The sequence below is a fragment of the Rhodococcus sp. KBW08 genome (genome assembly GCF_003852455.1).
GTDB classification, from domain to species: Bacteria; Actinomycetota; Actinomycetes; order Mycobacteriales; family Mycobacteriaceae; genus Rhodococcus_F; species Rhodococcus_F baikonurensis.
The window spans coordinates 220504-233030 of the sequence record NZ_QAJJ01000018.1 but is presented as its reverse complement, the minus strand read 5'-3'; the positions used below and the strand labels follow the sequence as shown (position 1 = coordinate 233030).

General features: G+C 62.9%; 9 protein-coding genes. 1 reads left to right on the top strand and 8 read right to left on the bottom strand.

The genetic code is table 11. The features are described from left to right. Positions 1 to 30: 30 nt before the first annotated feature. The 8 genes from DBV08_RS24870 to DBV08_RS24835 all read right to left on the bottom strand — a co-directional run bounded on the left by DBV08_RS24870 (position 31) and on the right by DBV08_RS24835 (position 11510). The gene (locus tag DBV08_RS24870) at positions 31 to 717 is read right to left on the bottom strand and encodes a hypothetical protein (RefSeq protein ID WP_019749097.1); all 687 of its coding nucleotides are present in this window, start codon (positions 715 to 717) and stop codon (positions 31 to 33) included. Continuing rightward, the gene (locus DBV08_RS24865) at positions 710 to 1129 is read right to left on the bottom strand and encodes a thioesterase family protein (protein WP_003944573.1); all 420 of its coding nucleotides are present in this window, start codon (positions 1127 to 1129) and stop codon (positions 710 to 712) included. Before DBV08_RS24865 ends, DBV08_RS24870 begins: the two co-directional genes overlap by 8 nt. Next, positions 1126 to 5973, bottom strand: a complete 4848-nt coding sequence (locus DBV08_RS24860; protein ID WP_124569218.1) for an NAD-glutamate dehydrogenase — start codon at positions 5971 to 5973, stop codon at positions 1126 to 1128. Before DBV08_RS24860 ends, DBV08_RS24865 begins: the two co-directional genes overlap by 4 nt. 99 nt (positions 5974 to 6072) lie before the next feature. Next, a complete protein-coding gene (locus tag DBV08_RS24855; RefSeq protein WP_124569217.1) occupies positions 6073 to 6501 on the bottom strand; it encodes a thioesterase family protein in 429 nt (142 codons plus the stop codon). Between the two features lie 4 nt (positions 6502 to 6505). Beyond that, positions 6506 to 8185, bottom strand: a complete 1680-nt coding sequence (gene ettA, locus DBV08_RS24850) for an energy-dependent translational throttle protein EttA (protein ID WP_095969705.1) — start codon at positions 8183 to 8185, stop codon at positions 6506 to 6508. A 166-nt stretch (positions 8186 to 8351) separates the two neighbouring features. Then, a complete protein-coding gene (locus DBV08_RS24845) occupies positions 8352 to 9530 on the bottom strand; it encodes an acyl-CoA dehydrogenase family protein (RefSeq protein WP_124569216.1) in 1179 nt (392 codons plus the stop codon). Between the two features lie 125 nt (positions 9531 to 9655). Next, positions 9656 to 10525: an alpha/beta fold hydrolase gene (locus tag DBV08_RS24840; protein WP_124569215.1), complete on the bottom strand. Its 870-nt coding sequence runs from the start codon at positions 10523 to 10525 to the stop codon at positions 9656 to 9658. A gap of 76 nt (positions 10526 to 10601) precedes the next feature. Beyond that, positions 10602 to 11510 carry an IclR family transcriptional regulator gene (locus DBV08_RS24835; protein ID WP_095973173.1) on the bottom strand — a complete coding sequence of 303 codons (909 nt, stop codon included), beginning with the start codon at positions 11508 to 11510 and terminating at the stop codon, positions 10602 to 10604. 138 nt (positions 11511 to 11648) lie between these two features. Here DBV08_RS24835 and DBV08_RS24830 point away from each other — a divergent pair, with 138 nt between their 5' ends. Then, entirely contained in the window at positions 11649 to 12524 is an 876-nt protein-coding gene (locus DBV08_RS24830; protein WP_124569214.1) for a TIGR03619 family F420-dependent LLM class oxidoreductase, read from the top strand. Positions 12525 to 12527 lie beyond the last annotated feature (3 nt).

Here is a 12527-nt window from a genome sequence, read left to right as displayed (position 1 = left end):
TCGCGCTGGTGGTGGCCGTCGCCTGAACTCCTACCGCGCAACCATCAGCGGTATCGAACCACCGCGGTGACGGTAGATCGAACCAAACCGTGCATCGAGGCGCACCCACGATCGACTCGCCCGCACCCGAACCAGTTCCGACGCGTCGATCTGTTCGAGATCGATGTCGGCGGTCATCGCTTCGGATCCGGCGTGCGGAACGAATCCCATTGCGGTCAAGGCAAAAATAACTCGCATCGAGATCCCGACCGTGCCTGACGGACCACTGACCTCGAGCACGTCCTGATCGAGCAACGACGCCGGCGGACCGTGACTACTTCCATGCTCCAGCGCCAAGGCGTTGCCCCGCTGCGCCAGTTCGATCAGCACCCGGGCGGGTACGTCGTCCAGGTGCTCGAAGCCGTCCATCGGCGGCAACGCCCCGCGCCACGCCGAATCCATGGCGAACCCCGGATCGATCAGCTCACCCGTTGCCTGTTCCACCGCCGAAAGCAACTGATCGCCCGCAGCCGAGGTGTCGTCAGGGTTGATGGTGCCCGCCACGGTTCGCGTAGCGAGAGCGTCGAAACCCGTTGACGCCCAGACGCTCAGGTGCGCATCGCCGCGTCGACGCATTCGGATGACCGCGGACTCGTCCAAACGCAAGGCGTGACCGATGAAGCCGGCCAAGTTCTTTCGCTCGGCCTCCTCGGGCACGGTCAGTACACGTTCATGCACGTTGCCAGCTCTCCAGGTACTCGCGCTCGGGCCCGCTGAGGCGACGCAGACGTTGAGTGTCGATATCGAAGGCCGCGATCTGAGTCGATGCCACGATGGACGGCGGGACACTGAGATCCGCACCGCGGGGGCGAACCTCGTACGCGATCGTGAAGTCCACCGCGCGAACCTTTTCCACCCACATGAAGACGTCGAGCGGTGAATCGTCGTGCCGCAGTTGCCCGCGGTACCGCACATGGAGATCGGCAATCACAGCCCCGTCACGCAAAGTGACCGTTGGACGCGAGTCTTCGAACAACCAAGGAATCCGCGCCTCTTCGAGCAACGTCACCATCCGTGCGTGGTTGATGTGCTGGAAGGCATCCATGTCGGACCACCGAACCACAACTTCGGCGTGGAATCCTTCGCTCAACGTCCTACCTCCGATCGGGTGCCCATGCTGCGCACCATGCTGCGAACCTGACGCGCCGCCACCGAGAGCGTCGCGAGGTCAAGCGTCCCAGACTCGAAGATCTCGACGAGAGCTGCCCTCGCTCGGCTCAGCCGCGAGGCGTTGGTCGATTCCCATTCGTCGATCTTCTCCTGTGGTGACTCCCCCGGCTCGCCGCCGACCAGAACCTCCATCGTCAGCTGCCGAAGCGAACTGTAGAGGTCGTCTCGCAACGCGAGCCGCGCGAGCGAGTGCCAGCGATCGCCGCGCTCGAGTCCCGAAACGGCGCTCAGCAACCAGTCGATTCCGAGATGCGCATCCAAGGCGTAATACAGCTCCGCGACTTCGGTGATGTCGTGATCTGCGATGTCGGCGATATCCGCGATGTCCAGTAGGCAGTAGACGTCGAGCAGTCGGAACACGTCCAGTGCCAACGCTTCCGGAGCCCCACGATCGATCACGGATTGGGCCCGCACCAGCAGATCGTCGAGCTGATGGCCGGCGAGCAGCCCGGGAACCAGAGGCGCCGTCGCCCGATACGCCGCCGAATAGCGCGCTACCTCGGCGCCGACGGCGATCGGCTGGGGTCGATTGGCCAGGAACCAGCGCGACGCGCGGTCGAGCAGGCGGCAGGACTCCACGATCAGCTCGTTTTCGATCTCTGCGCTGACGCCGGCCGAGCGGATTCGCGACCACACCTCGTCGAGCGCAAAGACCTCTCGCACAGCGGCGTAGGCACGGGTCGAGTCGGTACTGCTCGCTCCGGTCTCCTCGGCCAAGCGGTAGGCGTACGTGATTCCGCCGTTGTCGATCACTTCGTTCACGAGCATCGTCGCGACGATCTGCCGCCGCAATGGGTGTGCTTTGATCTCCGTTTCGAACCGATCACGAACAGCGGTCGGGAAGTACTGCGGGATCTGCTGGGCGAAGAAATCGTTGTCCGGCAACTCGGTTGCGAGCAGATCGTCCTTGAGTGAAAGCTTGACGTGCGCCGTCAGCGTCGCCAATTCCGGCGATGTCAGACCCACACCGACCTCGAGTCGACGCTCGATCTCCTTGTCGGTCGGCAACGCCTCCAGCTTGCGGTCCAGGCCACGTGCCTTGGTCAGATCCGTCAGCTGACGGCGGTGAACACCGAGCATCTGCGGTGCGGTCACGCGGGAGATTCCGAGCAGCGCGTTCTGGGCGATGTTGTCCGCCAACACCAGCGCAGCCACGTCGTCGGTCATCGACGCCAGCAACGGATTCCGTTCCTGCGTCGGCAGCAACTGCGAGCGCACGAGTGAATCGAGAAGAATCTTGATGTTCACTTCGTGATCGGAGCAGTCGACGCCTGCCGAGTTGTCGATGGCGTCGGTGTTGATGTGACCACCGTTGGCGCTGAACTCGATTCGTCCCAGAGCAGTCACGCCGAGGTTGCCGCCTTCACCGATCACCTTGACTCGTAGGTCTTGACCGTCGACACGCACCGCGTCGTTGCTCTTGTCTCCGACCTGCGCGTTGGTCTCGGTCGACGCCTTGACGTATGTACCGATTCCGCCGTTCCACAGCAGATCCACCGGTGCCGACAGAATCGCCTGCATCAATTCCGGCGGCGACAGCTTCGTGACGCCCTCGGCCAGACCCAGTGCGATCCGGACGCTTTCGGCAATCGGAACCGACTTGACCGTGCGATCCCAGACGCCACCACCTTCGCTGATCAGGCTCTTGTCGTAGTCGGCCCACGACGACCGTGGCAACTCGAACAGTCGTTGACGCTCCACGAACGAGCTCGCTGCATCCGGGTTCGGATCGAGGAAGATGTGTCGATGGTCGAATGCGCCGACCAATCGGATGTGCCGACTGAGGAGCATTCCGTTGCCGAACACGTCTCCGCTCATGTCTCCGACGCCTACCGTCGTGAAATCCTCGGTCTGCGTGTCGACACCAAGTTCGCGGAAGTGCCGCTTGACGCTTTCCCAGGCACCCCGGGCGGTGATACCCATGCCCTTGTGGTCGTATCCCACGGAACCACCGGAGGCAAACGCGTCGCCGAGCCAGAAATCGTACTTGGCGGCAACCGAATTCGCGAGATCGGAGAACGTCGCCGTGCCCTTGTCCGCGGCAACCACCAGATAGCGATCCTGATCGTCCTTGCGTACCACTCGATCCGGCGTCACAACTTCTCCGGTGGCAGCGTGCACATTGTCGGTGATGTCGAGCAATCCGGAGATGAACGTGGTGTAGCAGGCCTTACCCGTTTCCAGCGTCGCCGTTCGATCAGCGACGGGATCACCCGTCGGCAGAGGCGGATTCTTCACGACGAAGCCACCTTTGGCCCCCACCGGGACGATCACCGCGTTCTTGACGGCCTGAGCCTTCACCAAGCCGAGCACCTCGGTGCGGAAATCCTCGCGCCGGTCGGACCAGCGGAGCCCACCGCGCGCGACCGCACCGAATCGCAGGTGGACACCTTCGACCTCGGGTGAGTACACGTAGATCTCGAAAGCCGGCCGCGGCTTTGGCAACTCGCTGATCCGTGACGGATCGAGCTTGACCGACAGGTAGTCGCGAGAGCGGTCATCGGCGTCGACGACGTAGAAATTGGTGCGCAAGGTCGCCTTCACCAAGGAGAACATTCCGCGCAGGATGCGATCGGCATCCAAGCTGAGTACCTCGTCGATGGACGCACGCAACTGCTCGTCCAATTCGGCGACGCGGATGTCGTCCTGCTTGTCGGGGTCGAACATCGCCTCGAACAACTGCACCAATGCAAACGCGGTCTGCGGGTGCGTAAGCGCGATTCCTTCGATGTGGAACTGACTGTACGGAAATGTGGCCTGGCGCAGATACTTTGCGTAAGCACGCAGCACGACGGCCTGCCGCCAGGACATTCCGGCCCGCAGCACCAACTCGTTGAATCGGTCAGCTTCTGCCCGGCCGAACCAGACTGCACCGAATGCAGCAGTGAATCGCTTCTGAACCTCGGTCAGCGGGGCGGTACTGGTCTCGAGTGGCACCTGCGCATCGAGATCGACCTCCACCGACGCCCGAAGATCGGCCGGCACCGACAGTCCGAAATCGTAGATCCAGCACTGAACGCCGTCGAGGCGCTGCACGACGTGCGGCCGCTCGTCGAGAACTTCGACGCCGAGTGACTGCAGCACCGGCAGCACCTGACTCAACGAGATACCGTCGCCGCCGACGAAGAGCGTGAAGCGCCAGGCACCGGGCGCGGAGTCCACAGCGCGATAGAGCAGTACGTCGATCGCACCCGGTGCCAACGCCTCGAGCCTGGCGATGTCGGCGAGCGCACGCGAAGGTTCGAAGTCTTCTTTGTATCCGTCCGGCAGCACCCGCGAATACCGCTGCACCAGTTCCGGATCCACACCCGGGCTTTCGCGAACAAGATCGGTGATGCGGTCGTCCCAGCTACGACTGGCTTCGGTCAGCAGTGCCTGAACGCGCTCGCGATTGGCCTCGGAAACATCCAGACGAACCGGTTCGCTGTCCGGATCGCGCCGGATGGTCACGTGCAGCAACGCGAGGTCGTTCTCGGTGACTCTGGCGGTGTAATCGACTGTGCCCGGACCGAACTCACGCCAGAGTAGATGCTGCATCGCGAGTCGAACTCGCGTCGTGTACCGGTCGCGAGGCAGATACACCAGGCAGGACACGAAGCGGCCGAACGTGTCCTCACGGACGAAGAGTCGCACCTGGCGGCGAAGCCCGATGCTGTGCACGGCGTGCACGGTCTCGAACAGGGTCTCGGCATCGCTCGAGAACAACTCGGTGCGCGGGAACGACTGGATGACCTCGAGCATCGCCTGACCGGAGTACGAATGCAGGTCGACACCGGCACGCGCGATGACTTCGCGTACGCGTCGCTCGATCAGAGGAATCGCGAGGACGTTCTCGTGGAGAGCGACCACGGTGAACACACCCAGGAATCTGTGCTCCCCCACGATGTTTCCCTCGTCGTCGAGGATCGACACACCCACGAAGTACGGGTAGACAGCGCGGTGCACCGTGGCGGGGAACGATCCCTGCGTCAGGACCAGAAGGGGTCGATCCGGGAGGTCCGCAACGGGAGGCAAGCTCATCGGGCCCTCGGTGACCGCGTCGGAACGCAGCACGCCGAGTCCACTGCCGGCGACCGTGCGTGAGCCGTCCTTCGTGCCCTCGAATCGCCGGTATCCGAGTACGGCGTAGTTTCCGTCCGCCATCCACCGCAGCAGTCGAGCGGTGTCGGAGAATTCTTCGGGGGTGATCCTCCCGGAGGCAGTTTCTGCGGCACTCGCCAACTCGTCGGCAATGCGCAGTTGCAGTGCCTTCATGTCCGGGGTGTCACCAACCACCTGACGGACGTCCGCGAGCACTTTGCCGAGGTGGGCCTCGATCGCGTCGAGAGCGGAATCCTCGACTTCGGAGTCCAATTGGACATGCATCCAGGATTCTTGGATACCGCTGTCGCCCAAGGACATCAGATTGCCGGAGTCGTCGCGTTCAACCGTCAGAATCGGATGTGCGAATTGACTGATTCCCACACCCTGTCGGTTGAGCATCGCGGTAACGGACTCGACGAGCAACGACATGTCGTCGGTGACGATCTGGACGGCAGCGCCGAGACCCTCGGATCCTGACGGGCGGTACACACGCCATACGGCCGTGCCTGGCGTACGCCGCCTCCCGAGCGCAAGATGCGCGAGCAGGACTCGATCCGATCGACCGTTGATGACGTCGTCGCTGTCACCCTCGTCGATGTGCGTGAAAAAGGCCTCGCGAAGACGCGTCAACAACGTCGCTTCGTCGAGGCCTGTGCCCTGCTGCCGTACACGGTCTGTCATTCCTGGCTCACATCCTTGTGGGTTCTGATCGCCGCGACCAATCTCTGACTCGAGACTAGCCGCGGCAACCAGTACCTAGGGTGAACTGAGAAACGAAATCTACGATGTCGTCATCTGAACAAGCGATGCTTCGAGCACCACGCGTTCGCTGTCCGCCAGCGGTCTGGACTTTTCGGACAACGTGTCGAATCCGACCATCAACGCGTCACCGAATGCGCATTCGACACCCGCGTTGTCACGGATGACGTGCCGAACCGTGAACGAGGAAGTCCCGACGTGAGTCGTGAAGATCTCCACGTGCAAGGGACCGGACCGGTCGGTGACCGGCTTGAGGAACTCGACGGTCATCTTTCGAACCACGAGGTACCCCGGCCGGCCGCCGAGCGGCGCCAGTTTCGCTTCCAGGAACTGGATGCGAGCTTCCTGCATGTACTCGACGTAACGCGTGTTGTTGACATGACCCAACCGGTCGGAATCGCCCCACCGGACCTGGATCTGCGCTGTGTATACGTCGTATACGTCGGACACCGGATCAGTCCCTGGTGAGCTTGCGGTGCGTCACACGGTGCGGGCGCGCGGCGTCGGGGCCGAGTCGCTCGACCTTGTTCGCCTCGTAGCCCTCGAAGTTGCCTTCGTACCAGTACCAAGCGGCCTCGTTGTCACCGAAGCCACCTTCCCACGCGAGGATGTGAGTACACGTGCGGTCCAGGAACCAGCGATCGTGCGAGATCACGACGGCGCAACCGGGGAACTCTTCGAGAGCGTTCTCCAGCGAGCCGAGGGTTTCGACGTCGAGGTCGTTGGTCGGCTCATCGAGCAGGATCAGATTGCCGCCCTGCTTGAGCGTCATCGCCAGGTTCAGGCGGTTGCGCTCACCACCGGAGAGAACGCCGGCCGGCTTCTGCTGATCGTGGCCCTTGAAACCGAACGAGCTGATGTACGCACGCGACGGGAACTCGGTCTGGCCGACGACGATGAAATCGAGCCCGTCGGACACGGTCTCCCAGACCGTCTTCTTGGGGTCGATGCCGGAACGGTTCTGGTCGACGTAGCTCAGCTTGACCGTCTGACCGATCTTGACCTCACCGGCGTCAGGCTCCTCGAGACCCACGATGGTCTTGAACAGCGTCGTCTTACCGACACCGTTGGGGCCGATGACGCCGACAATTCCGTTGCGCGGCAACGTGAACGAGAGATCCTTGATCAACACGCGGCCGTCGAAGCCCTTGTCGAGGTTCGAGACCTCCACGACCACGTCACCCAAGCGCGGCGGTGCCGGGATCTGGATCTCGTCGAAGTCGAGTTTGCGGGTCTTCTCGGCTTCGTTCGCCATTTCCTCGTAGCGATCGAGACGAGCCTTGTTCTTGGCCTGGCGGGCCTTGGCGCCGGAACGAACCCAGGCGAGCTCGTCCTTGAGGCGCTTCTGCAGCTTCTGATCCTTCTTGCCGGCAACCTCGAGGCGTGCAGCCTTCTGCTCCAGATAGACGGAGTAGTTGCCCTCGTACGCGTACAGACGTCCGCGGTCGACTTCACAGATCCACTGCGCGACGTGATCGAGGAAGTAACGATCGTGGGTCACGGCGAGGATCGCGCCATGGTAAGCAGCGAGGTGCTGCTCGAGCCACAGGACAGATTCGGCGTCGAGGTGGTTGGTGGGCTCGTCGAGGAGCAGGAGGTCGGGCTTGCTCAGCAGCAGCTTGCACAGCGCAACGCGTCGCTTCTCACCACCGGAGAGGTGGGTGACCATCTCTTCCGGCGGGGGGCAGCGCAGGGCGTCCATAGCCTGCTCGAGCTGCGAGTCGATCTCCCACGCGTCTGCGTGATCGAGCTTCTCCTGCAGTTCGCCCATCTCTTCCATGAGCTCGTCGGAGTAATCCGTGGCCATCAGCTCGGCGATCTCGTTGTACCGCTTGAGCTGGACCATCGTCTCTCCGAGGCCGTCCTCGACGTTCTCGCGAACTGTCTTGGTCTCGTCGAGCTCCGGCTCCTGCATGAGGATGCCGACGGTCGCGCCCGGAGCCAGGAATGCCTCGCCGTTGCCCGGCTGGTCCAGTCCGGCCATGATCTTGAGGATGCTGGATTTACCAGCGCCGTTCGGTCCGACGACACCGATCTTCGCGCCGGGGTAAAAGCTCATCGTGACGTCATCGAGGATGACCTTGTCACCGTGCGCCTTGCGCACCTTCTTCATCGTGTAAATGAACTCAGCCATGACCGCCAGCCTATCGGTGTTTGTCCTATAACCCACATTGCGCGTTGGCCGTCACTCCGATGCGGGTTCTGCGGACAGTCCGAGGTCATCGACCAGATTCACCGACATGCTTCTCGCCTCCCACGAAAACCGCGATGGGGACACCTCCGGGTGTCCCCAGGACGGCTCAGATCATTGCCCGGTGGATGCCCTTCGGTTCGCCACCGAGCTGCGAGAGCGTCGACGCGTGGAAGATGGAACCGGGTACGTGGATCGCATGCGCCAAACCGGCATGCGCATCACGCCAGAACCGCTGCATCGGCGTGTTCAACTGCAACGCGCCACCACCGGAACGAGCAAAGATCTCGTCCACCGCCCGCACCGCCCGCCACGCCGCAGCAGTCTGCGTACGCCGACCGACCGCACGCAGCTCGAACGAAACTTCCTGCCCCTTCTCCGTCATGTCCCAGAAACGATCCACCGTCTCCAAGATCGCAGCCCGAGAAGCAGCGATCTCGGCCGCAGCCTCACCGATCGCGAACAGCACGTACGGATCTTCCTTGATCGGAACACCACTGACCGTCACCCGCTCACGCTGCGCAGCCATGTTGCACGCCAACGCACCCTCCGCGATACCGATCAACGACGAAGTGATCCCCAACGGGAAAATGCACGAGAACGGGAACTTGTACAACGTCTCCGTACGGCCCGCTTCCCTCCACGCCGTCCCGTCGAACACCTTTCCGGCGTCGATCGTGCGGTAGGTGGGCAAGAATGCGTCCTTGACGATCAGGTCCTTCGACCCCGTACCGCGCAGGCCCACGACATTCCAGCTGTCCTGGTCGATGTCGTAATCAGAGCGAGGCAGCAGTACATGCAGAATCTTCGGCGGCATCAACGGTTTACCGGATTCGTCACCGACCATCGCGCCGATCATGATCCAGTCACAGTGATCGGTACCCGAGGAGAACGACCAGCGGCCGTTGAGGATGTACCCACCCTCGACCGGCCTCGCAACGCCCATCGGCGCATACGGCGACGCCATCCACGTATCAGGATCGGTTCCCCACACCTCTTCCTGAGCCTTGCGGTCGAAGAACGCAAGCTCCCACGGATGCACACCGACAATGCCGCTGACCCAACCCGTGGCACCGTCCATCGCGCCGATAGCCATTGCCGTCTCGGCGAATTCACGCGGATGTGCCTCGAGGCCTCCGAATTCCTTCGGCTGGAACATCCGGATGACGCCGGAGTCGCGCAGTCGCTTCGCGCTGCCGTCCGTCAAGCGCATCAGCTTGTCGCCCTCGACTCCGTCGGCGCGGATCTCGTCGGCGAACTGTGAGATGTTGTCCAGAACCTGACCCATGATTTTTCCGGCTTTCTGGTTTCGGTACCCGGCGAGTGCCTAGGCAGAATGAAAATCTGTTGGTGAAACGGTGGCAGGTAGCCCGCCGAAGTGCAGAAACGCTTCCCGGTGAGTGGGAGCACCCATTACTTGCCTTCTGGACGCGTCAGGAATGCCAGAACGGACGCAACCCAGGCGTCACGGGCTTCGATCATCGTCCAGTGTCCGCAGTTGGGGAAGATGTGAACTTCGCCGTTCGGGATGTCGCGCATCGGCAGTATGGCCATGTCCACGGGGCTGACACGGTCGTCGCGTCCCCAGGTCAACAGCGTCGGTGCCTTGATCTTGTTCAGCTGCGCCCAGTACGGCACGGCGGTCGAAGCAGCTGCAGCCGCGCCCATGGCGGCCATGGCCTTGCTGCTGTACATACGACGGGCGATCTCGAGCGTCGTCGGCTCGGTGGCCAGGGCCCAACGCTCTTCGATGAGTTGCTCGGTGACGACGGCACGGTCGAAGACCATCGAATGCAACCACCGGACCAGAGCTTCGCGGGTGGGGTTGTCGGTGAACTCCATGAGGAGTTTGATGCCTTCACCGGGACCGGGAGAGAAGGTGTTCTTGCCCATGCCGCCGATGGTGACGAGCTTGCTCACGCGGTGCGGTTCGTCGATCGCGACCTTGGTGGCGACGATGCCGCCCATGGAGTTGCCGATCATGTGGACCGGTCCGAGGCCGAGGCCATCGAGGAACATCCCGACCGATGCCTGCGCCATCATCATCGGGTGGTCGGGGCCGGGATCGCTGACGCCGAATCCGGGGAACTCGAGAACGTAGCAGTGGAAGTACTCCGCGAAGTCCGCGAGAACGCCACGGTAGTTACGCCAACCGGTGACACCGGGGCCCGATCCGTGCAGCAGCAGGAGCGGCGGGCCGTCGCCGGCTTCGTGGTACCGGAGCACACCGAGATCGGTCTGCAGTTCCTTCAGAGTTCCCTCGTAGCTCAGTTCAGTCGTCATGGTCCGAACGGTGCCATCAGTACCGCTGAGCTGCTATGACCCGTCCCGATCAGCGAGACAAGTCGATCGAAATACGTCAGATCCAGTGGTCGGACGACGCTGCCAGCAGGCGATCCATCGTCTCCGCCGAGAACGTATTGGTCGGAACGGGAGGCGTCTTGCGGCCGCGGCGAGGAGCACCCAGTTCGGGGTACAACGTCCGCGAGACCTCACGAGCCGCGTCGACGACCAGCGGAGCAACTCGCTCGAGCTGAGCGGTCCGCATGTCGCCACACAACGCGATGCTGCCGACGGGACCCTCGTGTCCGCGAATTGCCGAAGCCACGCACGCGACTCCACGCGCCGACTCCCCGCGTTCGAAGGCCAGTCCCCGACGCTGACGGATGCGGTTCAGTTCCTGATGGAGCACAGCGACGTCGGTGATCGTGTTCTCGGTGCAGCGGGGAAGAGCCGACCCGAACAGAGCGTCGACGCGCTCGGGGTCGATCCATGCCAGCATCGCCTTGCCGCCGGCCGTCGAATGAGCGAGCACTCTGCCGCCGACGCGGGACGGCAGGGCCGCGGCAAACCGTCCGCCGACCTTGTCGAGGTAGACACTCTCGCGTCCGTCGAGCACCGACAGGTGAACGACCATGCCGGTCTGCAGGTGCAGTTCGTGCAGAAGCGGTGCTGCGGCTTCGCGGATCTGGCTGTGGCCGCCGTCGCCACCACCGAGGCCGAGTGCGCGGCGCCCGAGGCAGTAGCCGAACGATGCGTGATCGACCCAGTCCAGCTTGACGAGCTGATCGAGAATGCGGTGGACGGTGGACCGCGGCAACTGAGTACGGCACGCGACCTCTTCCAGCGTCAGCCGCGCGGCACGGCCGTCGAAGGCGTCGAGAATCAGCGTCATCCGCTCGACCATCGACGGCGGCAGATCCTTCTTGGGTTGCCCACCGGCAGTCTGGACGGTGGACAGTGTGTCGTTCATGTCAACGATGGTCATGGACGCCTCCCGAAAACTGGAATTGATTCTACCGACTATAACCCAGGTCACAGTTCCTGGAAAGTGAATCCACCTTTTCGATCCCGATCAGCGGTAATTCCCCTGCTGCCGCGCGAGCAGGAGGGCTATAAACGCCCGATGCACCTGGGAATCGTCACGCCGGTCCTGATTCAGCACCCGAGCACACGTTCGGAGTGGGAGGCGAGTGCCGACATCGGTGAGATCGCCACAGTGGCCGCTACGGCGGATCGACTCGGTTTCCATCATCTGACCTGCAGTGAGCACGTAGCAGTTCCCGAAGAGATTGCCACCGAACGCGGCGGAACCTATTGGGATCCACTCGCCACACTGGGCTATCTGGCCGCCCGCACGTCGCGAATCCTCTTGGCGACGCAGGTGCTGGTACTGGGTTATCACCACCCACTCGAGATCGCCAAGCGCTACGGAACACTGGATCGCGTCAGCAACGGACGCCTGATACTCGGGCTCGGAGTCGGAACTCTGAAACAAGAATTCGATCTCATAAATGCTCCGTTCGTCGACCGGGGAGCGCGTGCCGACGATGCTCTGGCAGCACTTCGTGCATCACTGTCGACGCCGAGTCCGGAGTATCACGGCGAGTTCTACGACTACTCCGGATTCGTCGTCGAACCCCATGCCGTCCAGAAGCGCGTACCCCTGTGGATCGGCGGCCGGACCAAGAGGTCGTTGCGCCGGGCCACCACACACGGCGACGGATGGGTTCCGTTCGGGCTGCGATTCTCCGAACTGAAGGAAATGCTCGACGCCACGACGCTCCCCGACGGATTCGACGTCGTCCTCCCCGCCGGCGCTCCGCTCGACCCCCTCGGCAATCCCGAATCCACGCTTCGTGCCCTCACTCGCGTCCGCGACGCCGGGGCGACCATCGCCAGTTGCTCGATCGGCGCTCGAAACGTCGAGCACTACTGCGAACAGCTAGAAGAACTTCACCGAATCGCCCTCACCGAGGGCCTCGCTTTCACCACTTCCTGATCC

Bases quoted from the DNA above. Each gene is read 5' to 3' on its own strand.
- DBV08_RS24860 (WP_124569218.1), bottom strand. From the start codon at position 5,973: ATGACAGACCGTGTACGGCAGCAGGGCACAGGCCTCGACGAAGCGACG.
- ettA (WP_095969705.1), bottom strand. From the start codon at position 8,185: ATGGCTGAGTTCATTTACACGATGAAGAAGGTGCGCAAGGCGCACGGT.
- DBV08_RS24845 (WP_124569216.1), bottom strand. From the start codon at position 9,530: ATGGGTCAGGTTCTGGACAACATCTCACAGTTCGCCGACGAGATCCGC.
- DBV08_RS24840 (WP_124569215.1), bottom strand. From the start codon at position 10,525: ATGACGACTGAACTGAGCTACGAGGGAACTCTGAAGGAACTGCAGACC.
- DBV08_RS24835 (WP_095973173.1), bottom strand. From the start codon at position 11,510: ATGACCATCGTTGACATGAACGACACACTGTCCACCGTCCAGACTGCC.
- DBV08_RS24830 (WP_124569214.1), top strand. From the start codon at position 11,649: ATGCACCTGGGAATCGTCACGCCGGTCCTGATTCAGCACCCGAGCACA.